This window comes from Streptomyces daliensis, assembly GCF_054782395.1.
Window position 1 is genome coordinate 236035 of sequence record NZ_BAAGSO010000094.1, and the last position, 20773, is coordinate 256807.

Below are 20773 nucleotides of genomic sequence, written 5' to 3' on the forward strand. Positions count from 1 at the left end.
TGCCGTCCTTCCGGCCCCTGCGGTCCCTGCCGTCCCTACGGCCGAGCCTGGCCCCTGCCCGTCAGCCGACGCGCCGGACCGGCTCCGCTCCGGTCCGGGTCAGGAACTCGGTGAGCACTTCCGCGAGGCGTTCGGGCTGGTCCTCGGGGACGAGGGTGGACGAGTCGCTGATCTCGACCAGCCGGCCCTGTGGGTACAGCTCGGCCAGCCGGGGCCCGTGCTCCCGGGGCATCAGCCTGTCCTCGGTGGCCCAGACGACGAGCACCGGACGGTCGAACTCGCGCAGCCGCTCGCTCCAGGCCAGCAGGGTGCGGCGGTCGGGCGCGGAGACGGCGAACTTGGCGAAGTCCCGGCGAATGGCCTTGCTGCGGCTCGCGGGAGCGAACCAGTCGTCCATGATCTCGTCGGGGATCCCGCGCAGGCTCATCCCGCCGTATCCGTTGCGGTTGTTCCGGAACCACGGGACACGCATGAGCCCCGTCAGCAGCCGGACGGCGCCGGGAACCCTGCATATCAGGGCCATCGCCTTCGCCGGTCCCGGGGGGAAATTGTCGAACGCCTCGCAGGCCACCAGCACCAGCCGGGCGACCCGCTGGGCCTTCCCTTCCGACACCAGGAACTGGCCGCCGCCCCAGTCGTTGAGGACGAGGGTCACGTCCCGCAGGCCCAGGTGCTCGATGAACTCGCCCAGGAGCAGCGCGACACCGCGCTGGGAGAGGTCGGCGTCCGGGTGCATCGGCCGACGGTGGCCGCCCAGGGGCAATGTGGGCAGCACGCAGCGGTACCCGTCCAGCAGGGGGACCACCTTGCGCCACTGTGTCTCGTTCATCGGCATACCGTGGCCGAACACCAGCACCGGCCCGTCACCGCCGGTGTCCTGATAGCTGATCGGTCCTGCGGAGAGCTCGACCTCCGGCATGGCACCACCCTTTCCCTCAGCGCAAGGATGTCAGGTAGTCGCGAAGGGCGCGGTGGGTTTGTTCGGAACTCCAGATCTCCAGCACGCGGGGGTCTTCCGACGGCCGGGCGGCGTCGATGCGTTCGCGGGCCGGCCGGTGGAGCTGCCGCTTGGAGAAGGCGTACACCTCGGGCGGGACGGCGCACAGCCCGTCGGCGCGGCGCAGTGCCGTCGCGAGCAGTTCGCCGGGCCCGACGACCTCGTGTACCAGGCCGATCGCGGCGGCCGGGCGGGGCGCCAGCCGGCCGGCGCCGAGCACCATCGTGTCCAGTGCCGGGCCGACGGCGTGGCGCATGATCTCCAGAGGCACCGTGGGGAACGGCACGCCCGCGGCCAGCTCGGAGAGTCCGATGGTGCCGTCCGACATCAGCCGGGTATCGCACGCCGCTGCCAGCACGCACCCGCCGGCCAGGGCGTGGCCGTTGACGGCGGCGACGACCGGCCTGGGGTGTCCGAACAGGGTGAGCATCGCGTGGCTCAGGGCCGGGAGGAACTCCTCGACGTACCGGGGTCCTCCGGCGACGATCCGCTTCAGGTCCACGCCCGCGGAGAAGGACCGCCCGCTGCCGGTCAGCACGACGGCGCGCGCTTCGGCTACGGCTGACAGCGCGTCAGGGATAGCGAGAAGCAGCTCCAGGTCCAGTGCGTTCACCGGCCCGTGACGCATCGTCAGGACGGCGACGCCGTCGCGCTCGGCTGTCTCCATCACACCGTCATGCTGGCGCGTGCGAGGGCGGCACGCCAGGGAGGTTTCAGGTCACCGCGACGGGCCGGGCACACCGGCCGCGCGGCGGAGGCGGCGGAGGTGGCGGCCGGTCAGTCCTCGTAGCCGTCGAGGTCGGTGAGCAGGATCTTCGAGACCGTGTACGTGCCCTGTCCAGCGGCCACGAGTTTGCCGCTCTCGGAGTAGACGTTGCTGCGCGTGACGTAGAGCGTCTTCCCCGCGGTCACCACTTCACCGATGGCGTGAATACCCTCTTTCCGCACCGGCCGGATGAGGTTGATGTGATAGTCGACGGTGAGGACGCTGTACGTCTCCTCCATCGAGTTGGCCGCCATGAATCCGGCGGTGTCGCCGACCTCGAACAGCATGGCCGCGTGGGTGAAGTCCGCGTTCTGGGTGAGATCGGGGTGGAAGGGGATGCCCACCCGCGCGACCCCGGCCTTCTCGATCGTGATCTCCTTGTCCAGGAACCGGGAGATCTTGCAGTTCATGCAGCAGCGCGTCAGCTTCTCGAAGTGCGTCGACGAAGAGCCCATGACAGTGCTCCTTCTCAGTGCTTCTCGGTGCGGTGGCACGGCTGTGTGCGGTGGGTGGCACGGCTATCCGCGCGACACGACCAGGCTGGCGTTGATCCCGCCGAAGCCGCACGCGTTGACCAGGCATCGGCGCACCTCGGTCACTCTAGCTTCGCGGACGATATCGACGCCGGTGAACGACGGATCGGTGTGATCGAGTTTCAGTGTCGGCGGCACGGTGCGGTGGCGGATCGCCATGAGTGCCCCGGCGAGGTTCAGCGGTCCGTTCGCGGCGAAGGCGTGGCCCACGTGTCCCTTGATCGAGGTGACGGGTGGCTTGCGGCGTGCGTCCGACGCCACCGTGCGCACCGCCTCGATCTCGGCGGCGTCGCCCTGGACCATGCCCGATGCCTGCGCGAAGACGCAGTCGATCGCGTCCGGTGCCACCGCGGCGTCGGCGAGGGCGCCGCTCATGCACCGCGCGGCGTGGTGGGCCGAGATGCCCGCGATGCCGTCGGATCCGCTGTTCGTGGCGAAGCCGGTCAGCTCGCCGTGCACCACGGCGCCGCGTGCTTCGGCGTGGTCCCTGTCCTCCAGTACGAAGACGGCGGCGGCCTCGCCGACGACCATGCCGTCCCGCTCGCGGTCGAACGGGCGGGGTGTGTCCGCCGGGTCGTCGCGGCGGCTGAGCACCTTCATGGCCTCAAAGCCGGAGTAGGTGATCGGGGTCGTCACGGCCTCGGCTCCCCCGGCCAGTGCCCAGGTGCGGTCGCCCGACCGGATCGCGCGCATCGCCTGCCCCAGCGCCTGGCAGCCGCTCGCGCAGGCACCGGCGATCGTCGTCTGCTCGTCCTCGATGCCGTGGCGCAGCGCGATCGCGCTCGCCGCCATGTTCGGGAGGAGGGAGGGGATCAGGAAGGGGCTGGTCCGCCGCACGCCCCGCTGTTCCTGCCGCAGCACTCCGGCCTCGATGCTGGGCAGGCCGCCCATCGCCACCCCGAGGAAGACGGCCCCGCCAGGCGGGCAGCCCTGGGGCGGTGGCGACGGGGCGGACGGAACGGACGACGAGGCCCCGGCCGCGCCCGCTGTGTTCTCCGGCGACGCGACAAGGCCGCCGTCCTCCAGTGCCCGTCCCGCGGCGAACAGCGCGTAGCGCACGAATGCGCTCATCCGCTTGATCTCGAACTGGAGCGGACCGGGCCCGAACGTGACCGCCGCGTCGTCGATCTGTCCCGCGTACCGGCTGCGGAAGCGGCCGGGGTCGAAGCGCGTCAGCGGCACGATTCCCGAGCGCCCGGTGAGGAGGCCGTGCCACAGTTCGTCGGCCGTCGCGCCGAGGGGGCAGACCACCCCCATTCCGGTCACCACCACACTGCGTCTCCGCATGACCGGGGCCGCTTCAGACCGGCTGCTGCTCCGTGTCCTGGAGATCTCGTACGTAGTCCACGAGGTCCTGCATCGTCTCCATCCGGCCGACCGCCGACTCCTCGAATTCCAGCTCGAAGCAGTCCTCCAGGTAGAGCAGCAGCTCGACCATCTTGAGGCTGCTCATCCCCTCGATGGACGTGGCCAGGTGCGAGTGCGGAGTGAGGTGGGAGACGTCGGACTCGACGAACTCACCGATGTGTTTGACGAGCCTCTCGAACAGCTCCTGGTCCCGGTTCTGGTCCGGCATCGTGTGCCCCTCTCGCTCGGTGGTCCTCGGTCGCTCGGTCGTCCTCGATCAGCTTCCGGCACAGATGCCGCTGGATCTTGCCGCTGGTGGTACGGGGGAGGTCGGCGCGCCTGATCCAGTGGTAGGCGACTCCGCCGATCCCGAAGACCTCCGCGAGCGCGTCGCTCACCCGCGCGGTGATGTCCCGCCGGTCGCGTCCGTCGGCGAGCCGTTCGTCGAGCAGGAGGTGGAGCTGCTCGGTGCGCAGCATCGGATCGGGCAGGCCCACGGCCACGACGGCCGGGGTGCGCGGGCTCCGGGTGACGGCCTCGACGAATGTCTCGATCTGGTTGGGCACGTAGTTGCGCCCGGCGATGATGACGAGGTCCTTGCGGCGGCCGGTGACGTACAGCTCTCCCCCGACCTGATAGCCGAGGTCGCCCGTGCGCAGGAAGCCGTCCTCGCGCGTGAGCGGGTCCGCAGCCTCCTCCGCCACATCCGGCTCCGGGAGGTAGCCGTCGACGACACTGGGCCCCGCCACCTCTATCTCCCCGATCGTACGGTCGGGGAGCGGCGCGCCGTCCGCGTCGACCACCCGCAGGGTGTGGTCCGGCAGCGCCCGGCCCACACACATCGCGCCCGTGGTGCGCGGGTCGTCCGCCGGGCGCGGCACGGCACGTCCCCTCGCGGCGAGCGCCGCCGCGTCGACCCGGTCGACGGAGTACGGCCGCCCGACGTCGGAGATGGTGACGGCGAGTGTCGACTCGGCCAGCCCGTACACGGGGCACAGCGTCGTCCCGGACAGGCCGAAGGGGGCGAACGTCTCCTGGAAGTCGCGCATCGTGCTCTCGGGCACGGGTTCCGCGCCGCAGAGGGCGACGCGCCAGGCCGACAGGTCGAGGCCGTCCGGCGGACGCCGCTTCGCGACGCGCACACACATGTGGAACGCGGAGCTGGGCGCGGGCGACAGTGTGCCGCCGTAGCGGCTGATCCAGCGCAGCCATGACAGCGGGTTCCGCAGGAAGTTCACGGGGTCCGAGAGCACCATCGGGATGCGGGCGCGGAGCGCGTACGAGATCCCGATGAGGCCCATGTCGTGGAACAGGGGGAGCCAGCTCACCAGGGTGTCCTCGGGTCTCCCCCGGATCGCCTCGGCGATGGAGCGGACGTTGGCGGTGATGTTGCCGTGCCGGATCATGGCGAGTTTCGGTGTGCCCGTCGAGCCGGAGGTCGCCTGGAGGTGCGCTGGCGACGCGGCCGTCGCGCGCGGTGGGTCCAGCGAGGCGGGCGGCGGGTCGGGCGCGGGGGATGCCGCGCGCAGGGTGTCCGGGGTGAGCACCGGGGTCGTCAGGAGCGGCTGGAGTTCCTTCTCCCACTCCGGGGAGGTGATGACGTGGCCCGCGCGCGCGTGTTCCGCGAGTCCCCGGAGGTGGGCCGCGTAGTGCGCGGTACGGCCGTCCATCGGCTCCGGTACGACGACGGGCACCACCCCGGCGTACAGGCAGCCGAGGTAGACGGAGAGGAAGTCGCGTGAGGTGGGCAGGACGAGGATGACACGGTCCGCGGCGCCGATACGGTGTGCCGCGAGACCGGCGACGGCCTGTCCGACGAGGCGGTGCACGTCCGCGTAGCTGAGGGCGAACTCCTCCTCGGACCTCTCGATCACGCGAAAGGCCGGCCGGTCGGGTGTGTGCCGCGCGCTGTCGAGCAGAGCGTCGATGACGGTCTCAGCGCGAGGCGCCTGGGTCATCGGGCGTACCCCTTCACGAACTCCAGGTCGGAGCGCTTGGAGGACCGGGCCAGCCAGTCGCGCAACGCGCCGTGGCGTGCGTCGAAGTCGGCCTTCAGCAGCGGTTCCTTGAGGGTTCCGGAAGCGGTGTAGTAGGGCTTTTCCAGTTCCTCCAGGAAACGGATGTGCTGCTCCATACCGGCCCGTCCGCGTTCGACGCTGCGCGCGTACGACTTGAGCCGGGCCCGGCGCTGCGGCCGCCGTTCGATCTCGAAGGCCCGCTGGAAGAAGATGCCGTAGCTGTCGAGGATTCCGCGCTGGAGTTCGCTGGGGCGCATGTGGCGCGGGAAGATGCCCACGAACGAATAGTGCTGATAGGTGGGCACTTCCATGATGATCCGGTGGTCCTCGACGTCCTGTCGGGCACCGTAGAGAAGGTCCTGGAAGGGGTATTCCGCGAGGCATACGAAGACCGGGTGCATGATGCGTGCTTCGGCGCACCACCGGGCCGTCGCCTCGATGGCCGGGCGGTCCTGGACGTCGAGTCCGAAGATGATGGCGGAGTGAATGGCGATGTCGTTCTCGGCGAAGCGCAGCAGCCGCCGGGTCTGTTCGGAAGGATCGACGCGCTTGTTGAACGCCTGGAGGACGCTCGGGTCCTCCGACTCGACTCCGAGGCAGTATTCCTCGAATCCCGAGCGCTTGAGGTCGAGAACCAGGTCCATGTCGTCGGCGTGGCTGACGCGGCTCATCGCGATGAACTTGTAGTCGCGGTCACGGAACGTCTCGGCGATCTCACGGCAGTAGTCCTTGCGCGTCGTGAAGTTGAGATCCGTGACGTAGAACCGGTTGCATCCGGTCTGCTCGTAGAGGGCGTCCAGTTCCCCGCGTACGTCTTCCGCCGTCTTGGTGCGGAACCGTCGTCCGAGCAGCCGGATCGCGTAGCAGAAGGAGCAGGCGAACGGGCAGCCGCGCGACATGGAGACGGTTGCCCAGTGGAGCTTCGGGGCACGCGCGAGGAACTTCGGATTGATCGCGTTGAGGATGTTGCCGTAGCGGGCGATCTGGTTCAGCTTCAGTTCGCCGTCGGCGTCGATATAGGCCAGGTTGTCGACCTCGGTGACGGATTCGCCGGACTCCAGTGCCCTGATGAGCTGGACGGAGGGGATCTCTCCCTCGGCTATCACCGCGTAGTCGGCGTAGCGCAGCGCCTCGTAGGGCGCGAACGCGGCGTGGGGCCCGCCCATGATGACGACGCAGCCCGGCCGCTTGGCGCGCTGGATGAGTTCCAGTGCCGCGATGTTGGACCAGAAGTGGGTGGCGAGCGCCGAGATCAGGATGTAGTCGTATTCGGCGAGAGGGAAGTCCTCGGGCTTCTCGCCCCAGAACATCTGGCACATCTCGACGCGCGCGTCCGGGTACTCCTGCTGGATGAACGAGGCGACGTAATAGATGCCGTCGTTGTAGGTGGTCGCAAGCGTCGACGCATCGGGGTAGGCATCGTGGAACCCGAGCTGGACGCAGAGAATGTTGAGGCTCTTCATGAGCGTACTCCTCCTCCCGGCCGGCTCTCCTACGCGATGTGCCGGTGCGCGAGCTGCTTGCGCACCTTCTCCTTCATCTCCTGCTTGAGCCTGGCGGCGATGCGGGTGGGGTCGTTGACCCTGCGCTGGGCCCATGCGAGCAGGTCACGTGCCTCGCTGCGGTTCATCTTCGGGTGTTTCCACACCAGGTTGTAGAGGTCGTGCTTGCTCAGATCCGGCTCGTCGATCATGTGCTCCATCTGCCGGTAGAGACGGGTGCCGTGGAACGGCGTCAGCAGTGTGAGCTGGCAGGCGAACAATCCCTCCTCGTTGAGCTGCTCGATGTCGAACTGCATGTCCTCGATGCTGTCCTCGGCGAATCCGACCATGAACGTGCCGAGCGCCCGGCGTCCGTTGCTGAGCAGTTCACGCACGGTCTGGCGGACGTTGTAGACGTCGTCGCGCTTTTTCACGTCGGCGACGTTCTTGTCGCGGTAGGACTCGATGCCGACGATCGCGCCGTCCATGTAGCGGTCGGTCAGCTCTGGAATGCGGCCCCGTATCAGATCGGCGCGCGTCAGACAGATCCATGGCAGTTCGCGCTCGGCCAGGGCGTCCACGACCTGTTCGGCCAGGTGGTTGGTGAGGAAGAAGCTCTCGTCATAGATGATGACGTGGGCGACCTGTGCCTCCCTGTACGCGTCGAGCGCCGCGTACATGTCCTCCATGAAGATGGCTTCTTCTTTGGGATTGAAGATCGGCGTAGAGCAGAAGGTGCAGCCGATGTTGCAGCCACGCTTGGAGTAGAGATATCCGACCGGGGAGCTGAGCCCGCGGAATCCGCTCTCGCCCAGCATCGCCGGGTGCCGCACCCGGGGAAGCGGCTCACCGTAGACGTACTGATGGAGCGGGAACTCCCCCGCGCCCTTCACCAGTCTGGTGAAGTAGCGGTCGATACCGGGTGAGAGGACGCCGTAGTTGCCGCCCCAGATCTCGGGCACTCCGGCCTCGCGCGCGGCCTCGGCCATCTCGATCGCGACAAGCGTGGACCAGGTGTAGAAGCTGACGCCCACCATGTCCCACTTCTCGGAATTCAGCGCGGCGCGGTATTCCTGCCACGTCGGATATTCGAGGATCTCGACGTCAGGGACGTTGTACTTGAGGAAGCGGAGACCAGTCGGCGGGCAGGTCACGGACAGCCGGTCCTCGATGTCCACGGCACACGTCCACGCCATGTACGTATCGGTCCGGTCGTACCAGTTTCCGCCGATCCCGTTCGGCTCGACCAGCGCCTCTTTGGGGGCCGTGGTGAGGAGCACCTTCCGCATTTCCGTACCCTTCGCTCGACGGTGTCGTTCGGTGAACATTCACACCGCGCAGCCGCGCGTCGATCTTCAATGCGCAGTCGATCATTAATGCGAACCTGGGCGCGTTTTGGCTCTGGTCGTGCTCCATCGCGAACCCTAGAAGGGCCTCAACTTTTGCGTCAACCCGCGAGTTGTGTTCCGATTATGGAGATCAACGCATTCACGCCACCTGATCGTTTATGACGGCATAAAAAGCGCGCCGCTACGGGAGCCCTCTCCGCGCACGAATGCGCTGACCGGCGGGGACATGCTTCCCCACCGGTCAGCGCGGCCGTACGGGTCAGGCGGTGGCGCAGGCGGTGCCGTTGAGGCGGAAATTCGACGGGGTGGAGTTGGCGCTGTTCTTGGTCGCCGTGAAGCCGACGGTCACCGAACCACCGGCCGGGAGCGAGGCGGTCCAGGGCGCGGAGGCGACACTCACCGCGGCGCCCTCCTGGGTGGCGGTGCCGCCCCACATGTTGCTGACGGTCTGCCCGTCGGCGAAGGAGAAGCCCAGCGTCCAGCCGTTCAGCGCGGTGGTACCGGTGTTGCGTACGGAGAGTTCGCCCTGGAAGCCGCCGGGCCACTCGTGGACGACGCGGTATCCGACGGAGCAGGAGACACCGGGTGTGCCGCCGTCCTCGTCGGTGGTGACACTCACCGTGGCAGAGCGTGGCGAGCGGTTCCCGGCCGCGTCGCGCGCGTAGACGGCGAAGGTGTACCGCGTCTCGGCGGCGAGACCGGTCACGGTGACCGTGGTGGTGGCGGACGAGGCCACCGTCGTCTCGGAGTCTCCGCCGACGCGGACGACGTCGTAGCCGGTGACCCCCACGTTGTCCGTGGCGGACGGCCAGGAGAGCGTGGCGGAGGTGGCTGTCACGGCGGAGGCGGTCGGGGTGCCGGGGGCTGTCGGCGCCTGGGTGTCGCCGGTGCCACCGCCGAAGATGGTGGCTTCCTTCGACGTCTGCGCGATGCCGTTGACACCGTGGAAGATGCGCTGGCCCCACGAGCTGAGCCGACCGGGGTCGAAGTCGATCGCCAGGTCGAGGATCGGGTCGGTGTTGCCGCTCCAGGACCAGGCCAGATAACCGAGCTTGAGCTGCTGCGCGGCGGCCATCATGGTGTCCTCGTCCGGGTCGCCGTACTGGTCGGGCGGACCCCCGAACTCCCCGATGAGCAGGGGCAGTCCGGCGTCGACGAAGGCGTTGAGATAGTCGGTGACCTTCTCCGCGGTGTTGTAGACGCTGTACATGTGGATCGAGAAGATCAGGTTGCCTGTGGGGTCTGCGTCGTAGACGGACTGGGCGTTGGCGCGCATGACACCCTGCCAGTCCTGGCCCCAGTTGGGTGCGTCCACCATGATGGTGTGCTCGTACCCGGCGTTGCGCAGCTTCTGCACGGCGGCGATGGTGGGTGCGGTCCATCCGGCGGGGTCGGTGTTGCCCCAGGGCTCGTTGCCGATGTTGATGATGACGTAGTCCTCCTCACCGGCGAGCACCTCCTTCAGGCCGATCCAGTAGTCGGCCGCGTGGTCGAGGGTGGCCGCGGCGGCCTCCTCGCCGTAGCCGGTGGTGTCGTGCACCTCCAGCACGCAGATGAGCCGGTTGGCCTTGCACTGGTCGACGACGTTGGCCACGTCCGCGGCGCTGTTCTTCGACCAGCGGTGGCCGTTGGAGAGAACGACGCGGACGGTGTTGGAGCCCAGCGCCTTCACGTCGGCGAGCGACTGCGTCTCGTTCGGGTACCAGGTGTGGGCGTGGTTGACGCCGCGCATGACGAAGTCGTTGCCGTTGCTCTCGACCAGGCGGCCGTCGCTGATGTGAAGGCCGGCGGCCTGGGCACCGGGCGGCGGTGCCTGCGCGGCGGCCGGGCCGAGGGCGCCGAGTCCGACGAGGACGAGGAGTGCGGCCAAGAGGGCCAGCAGGGCGGTGACGGTTCTCTTACGTGTCGTGCTTCTCGCTGTTCTCACTGGGACTCCAAGGAGTGAGCGCCAAGAAAGCTGAGCATCGGAAGGAACAGACATGGGAGCGCTCCCATGAACCCACTACGACAGGAACACGTCAAGGCATCGCGCACGTTCCGTTGGGCTTTCGGGCAGTTGCCCCGCTCCCCCGGCGTGCCCGGCTACCACTCGGCGCCGATGCGACGGGACGTAGGATCGTGCACCGGCTTCATGGTCAACCGGAAAGGCGTGATGGGCTCGATGTCCGAATCGCAGGAACTTGCCAATAAATCGGTCCTCAAGGGCGCGATGCTCCTGCGGGAACTCGCCCGGCATGAGTCCGGTGCGACCGTGACGGAACTCGCTGCTGCCGTCGGCCTCTCCCGGCCGACGGCCTTTCGCATCCTGAACAGCCTTGAACAGACGGGGTTCGTCGACCGGAACGACGCGAAATACACGCTGGGCTGGGAGTTTTCCCGCCTCGCACGGCGCGCCGATCCGTACCGGAGCCTTGTGGGCCGTATTCAGCCGATTCTCGAAGAACTCGCGGAATCCGCGAAGGAGACGGTGACGCTCGCCGTTCCCACCCCGGGCGGGGAGCTGGACCTGATCGCGGCAGCCGCCGGTTCTCATGTCGTGGGCGTTTCGGTGAGTTCGCTGATCGGTCAGCAGTGGCCCTTGCACGCCAGCTCCACCGGGAAGATCCTGCTGGCCGATATGAGTTCCGCGAAGCTGCGGGAGAATCTTCCGGAGAAGCTGGAGAAATTCACCGCCGACACGATCAGCGACCGGAAAACGCTCCTCAAGGAACTGCAAGAGGTCAGGGAACAGGGTTACGCGATCCTGGACAATGAGCTGGAGGAGGGGCTGCTGTCGCTGTCCCGTCCGATCCGCGATTCCGCGGGGAGCCTGGTGGCCATCCTCACCGTCGACGCGCCGCGGTACCGGTTCGGGAGGGACAGGATTCCCGGGACATTGCAGCAGATGCACGCCGCGACGGAAAAGCTCGTGCGGCTCATGTGGCCGGGGTGGGAAGGGCAGCAGGCCGAGGGGTGACGTCCCCGGCCGGGGGCTCGGGCCAGGTGCGAGGCCGGGGGCTCAGGCCACGGCCGGGGCACGGTAGCCGCCGAGCCTGCCCCGGTGGAAGACCAGGGGCTCGCCGGGGTTCGTGGCCATGCGCAGGACCCGGGCGACGACGATGACGTGGTCACCGCCGTCGAGTTCCTGCTCCGGACCGCAGTCGATCCAGGCGACGGCGCCGCCGATGCGGGGAGCGCCGTCCGGGGAGGGGTGCCACTCCACTCCGGCGAACTTGTCGCCCGTCCTACGGGACAGGGCCCGGCACACGTGATGCTGGCCCTCGGCCAGGACGCTGGCGCTGAACCGGCCGCCGGCGCGGATCCTGGGCCAACTGCCGGAGGTGCGGGCGACGCTGAAGGCGACCAGGGGCGGCGCGAGGGAGAGGGACTGGAAGGTCCCCACGATCAGGCCCGCGGGTGCGCCGGTGGACGCTTCGACGCCCGTCACCGCCACCACCCCGGTGGGTAGCTGGGACATGACGTGGCGGAAGTCCGTCTGGTCGATCTGGTGCCCGGTGACGTGGGTGTTCATGGTGGCGGTCCCTCCGGATCCTGTGTACGGCTCGGGTGCTCGGGTGCTCGGGTGCTCGGGTGAGAACGGTGCGTAGCTCGCGTGGCCGGTGCCATGTGGTCAGTGCTTGACGGCGATGTCCCGTGCGACACGCAGGCCGCGTTCGACGGCTCCGTCGATGAAGCCCGCCCACAGGTCGGCGTTGTCGCTGCTGGCGAAGTGCAGGACGCCCTCGGAGCGCTGCATCCCTCGCAGGTAGGAGGTGAGCTGTCCCGGACGGTGGATCATCCACGTCTCGCCCGAGTGCGGGTCGGCCATCCAGTCGTGTCCGGTGACCTCCAGCACCTCCAGGTCGTCACGCCACACCGTCAGCGCCTTCCGCACGGCCTCGGTGTCGTGCGGACCGATGCGGGTGGCGTCCGCGCCGAAGGCGACGAGGACGGCGTCGTGCGTACCCGTGTATTCCGTGCGCACCACGGACAGCGGGTGGTGTGCCGTGGAGTAGGCGAAGAACGGGCGGACAGGGCCGCGCACCCGGATCCAGAGCTTCACGCCACGCGACGCCGTCTTCTCCCGCGCCGCGGCCCGCTTCTCGTCGCACAGCGGCGGCGAGACGTCGAGGGTGCCGAGGAGGTTCTGCGGGAGGGTGATCACCACGGAGTCGGCGGTGAGCTGCCTCCCGTCGGCGAGCCGTATCCGTGCGCGGTGTGCGTCGTGCTCGATGGCGCGTACGGGCGCGCTCGTACGGATGTCGGCGCGGGCCCCGGCCGCGATCGCCGCGACCAGGGCGCGCGTTCCCGCGCTGAGCCGGAAGACCGCCGACGCCTCGTGCATGAGGTGCCAGTGTCCGGCGGCAGCGGCGGTCCAGCGCAGCGCGCTGGTGAACGCGCCCTCGTGCGGCGGTGCGTTGAAGTGCCCCACCCACGCTGCCTCGTTGGCGTGGTACTCCTCGGCCGGCAGCCGCAGTTCGTCCAGCTTGTCCTGCACGCTCCAGGTGTCGGCAGCCGCGAGGTCCGGGTTGCCGGTGGGGTCGTCAGGGCGCGGGATCCAGTCCATGGTGCCCGCGAGCAGCCGTCGCATGCCCGGGTCGACGAGGTCCATGAAGTCCTGGAGCGAACCCGACCGCACCTCCTGTCCGGCCAGCCAGTACGCCTCTTCGGGGCGGGGGCCGCGTGTCACCTTCAGCCCGTACCGCGTGATCTCGGACCAGATGTGCGGCTGGGTCCAGTGCACCCATGTTCCGCCCATCTCCAGGTCACGGCCGAGGCGGTGGTCGGTCCACACCCGGCCGCCGAGCCGGTCGCGGGCTTCCAGCACCACGACCTCGCGGCCGGTGTTTCCCAGCTCGCGCGCGGCGATCAGCCCGGCCACACCGCCACCGACGATGACGACGTCAGCGTGCTCCGTCATTGCGCTCCTCCCTCTCCCCTGCTCTCTCCTGCTCTGGCTCCGGCTCTCCCGCTCTCCCGCTCTCCCGCTCTCCGGTCAGCGGGACACGGTGACGGGCACGTGACCGCCCGCGGGGAACGTGTCCGCGCCCAGGTGCGGGGTGCGGGCGCGGCGGACCGCGGAGGCGGGGTGGTCGGGCAGTGTGTGGCGTCGCCCGGCGCCGTAGAAGCTCTCGCGAAGTGTGGCCGCACCCTCGTCGTAGCGCTCGCGTGCCAGCCCCTGACGGCGCAGCTCGGGCAGCGCGAGTTCGATGAAGTCCCGCCAGCCGCCGGGCTTGGTGGCGTAGCTGAGGTTGAAGCCGTCGACATCGGCCACCTCCCGCCATGTGCGCAGTTCGGCCGCCACCGTTCGCGGTGAGCCGACGATGACCGCGCCCGTGCCGCCGATGCCGATGAACTCGGCGATCTGCCGTGCGGTCCAGGTGCGGGACGGATCGGCCTTCGAGAACATCTCCGCCACCGAGCGACAGCCCTCCACGTCGGCGTGCTCCAGCGGTGTGTCCGGATCCACGGTGCTCAGGTCGATCCCCGTCCAGCCCGCGAAGCGTGCGAGCGCGCCCTCGTATCCGGCGTGGCGCAGGTGACGCTCGTACTTCTCCCATGCCTGAGCGTCGGTGGGCGCGACGATGACGGTGATGAGGGCGAGGATGCGCACACTCCTCGGGTCCCGGCCCGTTCCGCCGACCGCGGTGCGGATCCTGTCGACGTCCCGCCGGGTGAGTTCGGGGGTCATCGTGTTCACGAAGACCGCCTCGGCGTTCCTCGCCGCGAAGGTCCTGCCCCGCGAGGAGGCACCGGCCTGGAAGAGCACGGGTGTGCGCTGGGGCGACGGCTCGCACAGGTGGATGCCGGGGACGTCGAAGTAGGCGCCCTGGTGCTGGACGGGGCGGATCCGGCGCGGGTCGAGGTAGGCACCGGCCGCGCGGTCGCGGATGACGGCGTCCTCCTGCCACGAGCCCTCCCACAGCTTGTAGCAGACCTCCAGGTACTCGTCCGCCATGTCGTAGCGCGCGTCGTGCGGTATCTGTGTGCCGAGTCCGAGGTTGCGCGCTGCCGACTCGTTGTAGGACGTGACGATGTTCCAGCCGACGCGACCGTCCGTCAGATGGTCCAGGGTGCTGAACTTCCGTGCCAGCGCGTAGGGCTGTTCGTACGTCAGGGACGCGGTGACCCCGAATCCGAGGTGCCGGGTCACGGCGGCCATCGCCGGGACGACCAGGGCGGGTTCGCTGACCGGGAACTGGGCGGCGTCGCGCATCGCGGCGTCGGGGGAACCGCCGTAGACATCGTGATAGCCGACGGTGTCGGCGAAGAAGATGCCGTCGAAGCAGGCTTCTTCCAGCATGCGGGCGGTGTCGGTCCAGTAGGACAGGTCCGTGTAGCGCCACCCCTCGTCGAGTGCGTCGCGCCAGGAACCGGCGGTCAGGTGGGCGGGGGCGCAGATGTCGAAGGCGAAGAACTTCAGTGGCTGGTTGCTCATGCTGCCCTCCAGAGCAGAAGCGGGAGCCGGGTGCCTTCTCGCGGCAACGGCGACGGCGACCGCGAGGCGTTGGCGTTCACCATGCGAACGTCACGTTCATATTCAGAGCGACTGCGCTTCGTGTCAAGAGATGCACGTAGAGCGTCCACAGAGGCGGAATCCGCCTCTTGACACGACTACGGGCCCGTGCGAACTTCCGGGAAAGGGACGCTGGTTGAACGCGGCGTTCACTTATCCGACGACCGGAGGTGACATGTCCGCAGACAGCGGAACGGGTGCCCCTCACCCGGAGGAGCACCCGTCGCCCGTCACACCCGTCGACGCCTCGGAGCGAGGCGCCGTGTATCAGTGATCGTCCCAGTGACCGTCGTGACTGGCGTGGCGGTGGCCGTCGTGCACGTAGTCGACGTGGTCACCGTGCGGCACGGCGACATGTCCGCAGCCCTCGCCGTGCCGGTGCCCGTGGTCGTCGTGGGCCGTGTGCCCGGCGGGCTCGCACTCGTCCACGTGGTCGCCGTGGACACGGTGGAGGTGGCCGTCGTGGGCGTAGTCCACGTGGTCCTGGTGCGGCACGGCGACGTGTCCGCAGCCCTCGCCGTGCTGGTGGACGTGGTTCGGGTGGGTGGTGTGTGCAGTGCTCATGGCTCGCTCGTCTCCGGTGGTCCTTCGGCAACCGGCTGTGACCGCGTCGCCGTCCCTCTGAACCCATACTGCTCCCGCGCCTCGCCCCGACACACCGTGGCGCCACCGCGCCCCCCACATACGCCCGATCGAGCACCCGTCGAGCACCCTGGGTGACAGCCGGTCGAGTGGCACCCGGCCCTGCGGCGCGAGCCCGGCGGTTTCACCTGTGCCGACTCGGCGAGGCCGGCCGGCTCAGAGGTCCACGACGAGCCTCGGGGACAGTGCGCGGGACACACAGGGGTACATACGGCCCGTGGGCGCGCCGATGTCGTCGCGGTGCTCGGGTTCGCCGTCGAGGACGGTGACCTCGCAGCTACCGCAGACACCTTCGCGGCAGCCGGACGCCACGGGGTGCCCCGCGTGGGACAGCGCGTCGAGCAGTGACTCGTCCGGGGTCACCTGGACCGTCTGCCCGGACCGGGCGCACACCGCCTCGAACGGCGCGTTGGGGGCGAACACCCTGCCCTTCGGGTGGAACCGCTCCGCGTGGAACCGGTCGGCGGGGAACACCTCCTCGGCGGCGGCGAGCATCGACGCCGGGCCACAGCAGTAGACCCGGGCGCCGGGTGCCAGTGCGGAGGCGAGCGCGGCGAGGTCCGGTCTGCCCTGCTGGCGTGTGGCGACGATCCGCACCCGCTCGCCGTGGGAGGAGCGCAGCTCGTCGACGAACGGCATGGTCGCGAGCGACTGCCCCGCGTAGACGAGCGTCGACGGGACACCGGCACCGGTCGCGGCGCGCAGCATCGGGAGGAGGGGGGTGATGCCGATTCCGCCGGCGAGGAAGAGGTACTCCGGCGCGGGCAGGAGCGGGAAGTGGTTGCGGGGCAGCGACACATCGAGTGTGCGGCCCTGGCGCAGGAAGCGGTGCACGTACTCCGAACCGCCCCGGCTGAGGGGGTCGTACCGTACGGCGACGCGGTAGGACTCGCGGTCCGCCGGGTCTCCGCACAGCGAGTACTGCCGGGTCAGCCAGTTCGGCAGTGCCAGGTCGACATGGGCTCCCGGCTCCCAGGGTGCCAGCGGTCCTCCGGTGCCGCGCAGGACGAGGGAAACGACGTCCTCGGCAACCTGGCCGATGTGGTCGATGAGGGTCTGTTGCATCGGTGCTTCACCTGTGGCCTGGTCAGTAGAGTTTCCGGTAGCCGTCTTCGAGACCGCGGTTGATCGCGTCCGGGTCGACGTCGAGCCCGAACTGCGCGGTGAAGATCTCACCGGCCGACGGGAGTTCGTCGGCGAGTGCCTGGCTCGCGGGGTCCCACAGCCGGGACCGGATGAGCGCGCGGCCACAGTGGAAGTACGCCTCAGCCACCTCGACGACGAGCGCCAGCTCCGGCGCCTTGGCCTCGGTCCGCATCCGGGCGAGGACGTCGGGTTCGTCGGTGGGATACGCGCGGCCGTTGATCCGCAGCGTCTCGCGCATGCCGGGGACGAGGAAGAGCAGCCCGATCCCGTCGTTCTCGGCGAGGTTGCGGAAGGAGTCGGCGATCTTGTTGCCGGGCCGGTCGGGGATCGCGAGTGTGTGTGCGTCGAGGACCTTCACGAAGCCCGGGTAGTCGCCACGGGGTGAGCAGTCGGCGCGTCCCGCCGCGTCCGCCGTCGCCATCGTCAGGAAGGGGGAATGCGCGATGAAGCGGCGGAACTGCTCGTCGATGTGGTCAAACACCTTCGCCTCGGTCATGGCGTCCGGTTTCCCGAGGCGGGCGATGACCTCGTCCGGCGGCACCGGCCGGGGGCGCGTGCTGGCATGCGTCACGAAGGCTCCTTCGGGAGACGGCGAGAGGCGACGGGGGCAACGGGACGCGGCGGGGCGCGATGCGCGATGTGCGACAGGCAGACCGTCGCCCACCCGCCAGTGCCCCAGCACGCCAGCGCCCCTGACCCGACGGCGGCTGTCACCGCTCCGTCGCAGGTCATGGCACTATTGTGAGCAATTATTCAGCCACGCGCTACTCGCTTTCGAGGCCCTGCCCAGGAGGTGCCATGACGTCGGAACACCGCCGGCTTCAGCCACGTAAACAGCCACGTCAGGTCCGCGCCGAGCTGACCCGGCAGCGCATCCTCACCGCCGCTGCTCACGTTTTCGCCGAGCACGGCTATGCCGCGGGGACCACCAACCGGATCGCCGAACAGGCGCGGATCTCGATCGGCTCGCTGTACCAGTACTACCCGAATAAGGACGCGATCCTCGTCGAGCTGGTGACCCGGCACCTCGACGCCGGGACGGCCGCCACCAAGCGCCGTTGGAGCGAGGGGATCTCCGGCCCCCTCGAAGACTTCCTGCGCGGCCACGTACGCACCGCGATCGAGAACCACCGCCACGATCCGCATCTGCTGCGCGTCATGTTCGAGCAGTCACCCCGGTCCCCCGAGCTGGCGGAGAAGGTCTCCCAGCACCAGCGGGAACTCGTCGCCGACGTGGAGGAGTTGCTCAAGAACCACCCGGAAGTCCGCGTGACGGACACGCAGGTGGCCGCCCAGCTCGTCATCTCCGCGGTCGGGCCCGCCGTCCACCTGCTCATCGCCGAGCCCGATCCCGTGGACGCCGTCCGGCTGGAGAACGAACTCGTCGCCATGCTCACCCGCTATCTCACGGCCGCGGCACAGCCCCAGTAACCGCCCTCCCCCGCCCCGTATCGCGCACCGGGCGGAAGAGAGCGGCTCTTCGGGACTACTCGGACTCGGACTCGGACTTGGACTCGGGCCCGGACTTGGACTCGACGCGTCCGAGCGCGCCGGGATCGGCCGCCAGCGCGTCGCACGCCGCCTGCCAGCCGCCGTCACCGGGGCGCAGTGCGCTGTGGAGGTAGACCGAGGTGAGGTGCTGGACGGCGGACACGCGCTCCAGGTTCTCGTCAGTGGTCTCGGCGACGTCGTAACCGGAGATGCCGCCGAGCCCGTGCTCCGCTTCGAACAGGGTGAGCAGGGACTTGGGACCGGGGGCGAGGTGGTACGGGTCGGCGTGCCAGTCCGGGCCCGCGACCGTCAGATGGCCGGAGACGTCCTTGTCGCCCGCGACCACCAGGGTGGGTGTCGCCATCCTGGAGAAGTCCGCCGTCCGCATGAAGGAGAAGTTCTCGGCCGCGAACTCGTTCAGGGTGTCGCCCCTGCCCGGCGCGGCGAGCAGGACCCCCGCCGTGATCCGGGGTTCGGTCAGGTCCACCTCCGTCCCGTCCTCCGGATCGGTGAGCCGGGCGCCGAGCAGCAGACCCGCGGTGTGCCCGCCCATCGAGTGCCCCGCCACGGCGACCCTGCCGTGGTCGAGGCGCCCGGCGAGCGTCGGCACGGCAGCCTCGATCACGTCGAGCCGGTCGAGAACGTGCTTCATGTCCTCGGCCCGCGACCGCCAGAACATCGGCGCCCCCGGGGTTCCGGGGTCCAGGTTCAGCGACAGCGAGCTCAGATGGGTGGGCTGGATCACGGCGAAGCCGTGCGCCGCCCAGAAGTTGACGAGGGGCGCGTAGCCGTTGAGCGAGGAGAGGTGGTTCGAGTAGCCCTGACCGTGCGAGAGGAGGATGACCGGCAGATCGCCCCCGGTCACGGGCGCGGAGACCCGCACCTCCAGGTCCACCGCCCGGCCGGGAGCCGACAGCACCACCGGGCTGACCGACAGGACCGGCGTGGCCGGGCCGAGGGTTCCGGCCGCGTACGTCGATGCGCTCATGCTGCGTATTTCCCTTCGAAGACCCCTGCCGCCGGGCCGTCCGGGCCGACGGCGGCGCGGCAGCCGGAAGCGGCCGGCCCCGTCCGCACCACAAGCGGAACGCCGCTCCGCTTACGATACGGAGCGACGTTCCGCTTTGTCAACGGACGTCGGTCAGCGGGCTCGTGCCCGTCGACGAGTCGACGGGCCCGCGACGCCGGGTCGGTGGTGCTGCCGGGGTGCCCCCGGGGGCTGTCGGGGTGCTGCCGGTCAGTGGCCCTCGACGACGCCCGACAGCTCGTTCGTGCCCTTCGGAAGGGTCACGGAGGTGAGCTTCTTGCCCGAGTCGATGTCGATGGCGACCAGCTTGCGCTCGCTGGGGTCGGAGACGTACGCGGTGTGGTCCCGGACGAAGAGTGTGGGCCTGGGCTGCTGCCAGTCCAGCGGCTCCTGCCACTTCCCCACGGCGGGGATCTTCTTCTCCACGGTGCCCTTCTCCGGGTCGATGACGTGGATGGCGCCGTCGGTCCCGAGGACGAACGCCTCACCGTGCGGTCCGCGTGCGAGGGAGCGGAACGAGTAGCTGGTGCCCAGGTCGACCAGGCGCAGCTTTCCGGTCTCGGTGTTGATCAGCGAGACGCGCTCCGGACGCTCCAGTTCGGCTTCCGGATCGGTCTTGTAGTCGCCCAGGACGATCGGCGACTCGTCACTGCCCGCCTGGTTGCCGATGCGGCCGTAGTCGTCGGGGGCCTTCACCTTGGTGAAGTCGCCGTCCTTGTAGATGAGGACGCCGTCCTCGCAGCCGACGGCGATGGCCTCGTCCTGCGCCGCTGCTTCGCCGTGCACATCGGGGCATTTCTCGTTGCGTTTGATCTCCTTGTTGTCCTTGTCCAGGACGAGGACGCCGGTGCGCTTCTCCTCGTCGCCCAGGGTGCTGAGCAGTTCGCCGTTGCGCAGTTCGACGGCGACACCGTGGTGCGGCTTCGCGGAGTCGTAGGTGCGCCCCTCCGGCTTCTTGCCGCTGCTGAGGTCGTCCGGGTCGAAGACGTTGACCTGGCCGGTGCCGTCGGTGAAGAGCACTGTCTTGCCTGCGTGCCGTACGACGTGTCCGGGCTTGGCGCCCTTGTACTCGATGTCGGTGAGGCTCTGGGTGGCAGCGTTCATGAGGCGGAAGCCGCTGTCGGCGGAGATCATGACGTGGGAGTCGTCGCCGACGGGGCTGACGCGGTTGAAGCCCGGCAGCTTGATCGTCTCGGCGAGCTTGAGGCTCTTGCCGTCCAGCACGTAGAGGCCGCCGTCGTACGTGGCGACCAGCGGGTCCTTCAGGCTGGCCGCCTTGGCTCCCTGTTCGTCCTTGGCCTTGGCGTCGGACGAGGAGGTGTCCCCTCCCCCGCAGGCGGTCAGGACGGCGGAGACCGCCAGGACGAGTGCGGTCCCCGTGAGGGCTCTGCTGCGTATCGGCTTGTTCACCGGTGTGTTCCTTTCTGGGCCGCGCGAGCGCGGCGTTCGAGATGAGGTGTGAGGTGTGAGGTGTGAGGTA

At 69.2% G+C, this 20773-nt stretch carries 19 protein-coding genes; 2 read left to right on the plus strand and 17 right to left on the minus strand.

Going from position 1 to position 20773, the window contains the following annotated elements:
• Window positions 1-61 precede the first annotated feature (61 nt).
• From ACYVOO_RS23560 to ACYVOO_RS23600, 9 genes are all read right to left on the minus strand, one after another.
• The gene (locus ACYVOO_RS23560; protein ID WP_461017675.1) at window positions 62-919 is read right to left on the minus strand and encodes an alpha/beta fold hydrolase; all 858 of its coding nucleotides are present in this window, start codon (window positions 917-919) and stop codon (window positions 62-64) included.
• A gap of 16 nt (window positions 920-935) precedes the next feature.
• Entirely contained in the window at window positions 936-1664 is a 729-nt protein-coding gene (locus ACYVOO_RS23565) for an enoyl-CoA hydratase/isomerase family protein (protein ID WP_461018103.1), read from the minus strand.
• Between the two features lie 110 nt (window positions 1665-1774).
• Complete coding sequence (locus tag ACYVOO_RS23570) at window positions 1775-2218, minus strand: PaaI family thioesterase (RefSeq protein ID WP_453348039.1); 444 nt, start codon at window positions 2216-2218, stop codon at window positions 1775-1777.
• Between the two features lie 63 nt (window positions 2219-2281).
• On the minus strand, window positions 2282-3583 hold the full coding sequence (locus tag ACYVOO_RS23575) for a beta-ketoacyl-[acyl-carrier-protein] synthase family protein (protein WP_461017676.1): 1302 nt from the start codon (window positions 3581-3583) through the stop codon (window positions 2282-2284).
• 13 nt (window positions 3584-3596) lie between these two features.
• Window positions 3597-3872, minus strand: a complete 276-nt coding sequence (locus ACYVOO_RS23580) for an acyl carrier protein (protein WP_461017677.1) — start codon at window positions 3870-3872, stop codon at window positions 3597-3599.
• Window positions 3814-5601 (minus strand): AMP-binding protein, encoded by a 1788-nt coding sequence (locus ACYVOO_RS23585; RefSeq protein ID WP_461017678.1) that lies wholly within the window; start codon window positions 5599-5601, stop codon window positions 3814-3816. Before ACYVOO_RS23585 ends, ACYVOO_RS23580 begins: the two co-directional genes overlap by 59 nt.
• Entirely contained in the window at window positions 5598-7124 is a 1527-nt protein-coding gene (locus ACYVOO_RS23590; RefSeq protein ID WP_461017679.1) for a B12-binding domain-containing radical SAM protein, read from the minus strand. Before ACYVOO_RS23590 ends, ACYVOO_RS23585 begins: the two co-directional genes overlap by 4 nt.
• A 29-nt stretch (window positions 7125-7153) precedes the next feature.
• Window positions 7154-8431, minus strand: coding sequence for a B12-binding domain-containing radical SAM protein (locus ACYVOO_RS23595; protein WP_461017680.1), 1278 nt, complete (start codon window positions 8429-8431; stop codon window positions 7154-7156).
• Between the two features lie 319 nt (window positions 8432-8750).
• Entirely contained in the window at window positions 8751-10418 is a 1668-nt protein-coding gene (locus tag ACYVOO_RS23600) for a cellulase family glycosylhydrolase (protein ID WP_461017681.1), read from the minus strand.
• 66 nt (window positions 10419-10484) lie between these two features.
• On the opposite strand from ACYVOO_RS23600, the gene ACYVOO_RS23605 reads away from it, so the two are divergent.
• Window positions 10485-11447 (plus strand): IclR family transcriptional regulator, encoded by a 963-nt coding sequence (locus ACYVOO_RS23605; RefSeq protein WP_461017682.1) that lies wholly within the window; start codon window positions 10485-10487, stop codon window positions 11445-11447.
• Window positions 11448-11489: 42 nt separating this feature from the next.
• On the opposite strand, the gene ACYVOO_RS23610 is transcribed toward ACYVOO_RS23605, so the two are convergent.
• The 6 genes from ACYVOO_RS23610 to ACYVOO_RS23635 form a co-directional block, all read right to left on the minus strand.
• Window positions 11490-12002, minus strand: a complete 513-nt coding sequence (locus tag ACYVOO_RS23610) for a flavin reductase family protein (RefSeq protein WP_461017683.1) — start codon at window positions 12000-12002, stop codon at window positions 11490-11492.
• Between the two features lie 99 nt (window positions 12003-12101).
• Window positions 12102-13391, minus strand: a complete 1290-nt coding sequence (locus ACYVOO_RS23615) for a flavin monoamine oxidase family protein (protein ID WP_461017684.1) — start codon at window positions 13389-13391, stop codon at window positions 12102-12104.
• A 75-nt stretch (window positions 13392-13466) separates the two neighbouring features.
• A complete protein-coding gene (locus tag ACYVOO_RS23620; RefSeq protein ID WP_461017685.1) occupies window positions 13467-14909 on the minus strand; it encodes an LLM class flavin-dependent oxidoreductase in 1443 nt (480 codons plus the stop codon).
• Between the two features lie 345 nt (window positions 14910-15254).
• On the minus strand, window positions 15255-15551 hold the full coding sequence (locus tag ACYVOO_RS23625; RefSeq protein ID WP_453348050.1) for a hypothetical protein: 297 nt from the start codon (window positions 15549-15551) through the stop codon (window positions 15255-15257).
• A gap of 234 nt (window positions 15552-15785) precedes the next feature.
• Entirely contained in the window at window positions 15786-16694 is a 909-nt protein-coding gene (locus tag ACYVOO_RS23630) for a PDR/VanB family oxidoreductase (RefSeq protein WP_461017686.1), read from the minus strand.
• A 22-nt stretch (window positions 16695-16716) separates the two neighbouring features.
• Complete coding sequence (locus tag ACYVOO_RS23635) at window positions 16717-17346, minus strand: MSMEG_1061 family FMN-dependent PPOX-type flavoprotein (protein WP_461017687.1); 630 nt, start codon at window positions 17344-17346, stop codon at window positions 16717-16719.
• 227 nt (window positions 17347-17573) lie between these two features.
• On the opposite strand from ACYVOO_RS23635, the gene ACYVOO_RS23640 reads away from it, so the two are divergent.
• Window positions 17574-18206 carry a TetR/AcrR family transcriptional regulator gene (locus ACYVOO_RS23640; protein ID WP_461017688.1) on the plus strand — a complete coding sequence of 211 codons (633 nt, stop codon included), beginning with the start codon at window positions 17574-17576 and terminating at the stop codon, window positions 18204-18206.
• 55 nt (window positions 18207-18261) lie between these two features.
• On the opposite strand, the gene ACYVOO_RS23645 is transcribed toward ACYVOO_RS23640, so the two are convergent.
• Both ACYVOO_RS23645 and aztD read right to left on the minus strand, forming a co-directional pair.
• Window positions 18262-19254, minus strand: a complete 993-nt coding sequence (locus ACYVOO_RS23645; protein WP_461017689.1) for an alpha/beta hydrolase family protein — start codon at window positions 19252-19254, stop codon at window positions 18262-18264.
• Window positions 19255-19503: 249 nt separating this feature from the next.
• A complete protein-coding gene (gene aztD / locus ACYVOO_RS23650) occupies window positions 19504-20703 on the minus strand; it encodes a zinc metallochaperone AztD (RefSeq protein ID WP_461017690.1) in 1200 nt (399 codons plus the stop codon).
• Window positions 20704-20773: the final 70 nt, after the last annotated feature.

Bases quoted from the DNA above. Each gene is read 5' to 3' on its own strand.
- ACYVOO_RS23640 (WP_461017688.1), top strand. From the start codon at position 17,574: ATGACGTCGGAACACCGCCGGCTTCAGCCACGTAAACAGCCACGTCAG.
- ACYVOO_RS23590 (WP_461017679.1), bottom strand. From the start codon at position 7,124: ATGAAGAGCCTCAACATTCTCTGCGTCCAGCTCGGGTTCCACGATGCC.
- ACYVOO_RS23580 (WP_461017677.1), bottom strand. From the start codon at position 3,872: ATGCCGGACCAGAACCGGGACCAGGAGCTGTTCGAGAGGCTCGTCAAA.
- ACYVOO_RS23575 (WP_461017676.1), bottom strand. From the start codon at position 3,583: ATGCGGAGACGCAGTGTGGTGGTGACCGGAATGGGGGTGGTCTGCCCC.
- ACYVOO_RS23645 (WP_461017689.1), bottom strand. From the start codon at position 19,254: ATGAGCGCATCGACGTACGCGGCCGGAACCCTCGGCCCGGCCACGCCG.
- ACYVOO_RS23615 (WP_461017684.1), bottom strand. From the start codon at position 13,391: ATGACGGAGCACGCTGACGTCGTCATCGTCGGTGGCGGTGTGGCCGGG.
- ACYVOO_RS23620 (WP_461017685.1), bottom strand. From the start codon at position 14,909: ATGAGCAACCAGCCACTGAAGTTCTTCGCCTTCGACATCTGCGCCCCC.
- ACYVOO_RS23565 (WP_461018103.1), bottom strand. From the start codon at position 1,664: ATGGAGACAGCCGAGCGCGACGGCGTCGCCGTCCTGACGATGCGTCAC.
- ACYVOO_RS23625 (WP_453348050.1), bottom strand. From the start codon at position 15,551: ATGAGCACTGCACACACCACCCACCCGAACCACGTCCACCAGCACGGC.
- ACYVOO_RS23585 (WP_461017678.1), bottom strand. From the start codon at position 5,601: ATGACCCAGGCGCCTCGCGCTGAGACCGTCATCGACGCTCTGCTCGAC.
- ACYVOO_RS23570 (WP_453348039.1), bottom strand. From the start codon at position 2,218: ATGGGCTCTTCGTCGACGCACTTCGAGAAGCTGACGCGCTGCTGCATG.
- ACYVOO_RS23630 (WP_461017686.1), bottom strand. From the start codon at position 16,694: ATGCAACAGACCCTCATCGACCACATCGGCCAGGTTGCCGAGGACGTC.
- ACYVOO_RS23610 (WP_461017683.1), bottom strand. From the start codon at position 12,002: ATGAACACCCACGTCACCGGGCACCAGATCGACCAGACGGACTTCCGC.
- ACYVOO_RS23595 (WP_461017680.1), bottom strand. From the start codon at position 8,431: ATGCGGAAGGTGCTCCTCACCACGGCCCCCAAAGAGGCGCTGGTCGAG.
- ACYVOO_RS23605 (WP_461017682.1), top strand. From the start codon at position 10,485: ATGAACCCACTACGACAGGAACACGTCAAGGCATCGCGCACGTTCCGT.
- ACYVOO_RS23560 (WP_461017675.1), bottom strand. From the start codon at position 919: ATGCCGGAGGTCGAGCTCTCCGCAGGACCGATCAGCTATCAGGACACC.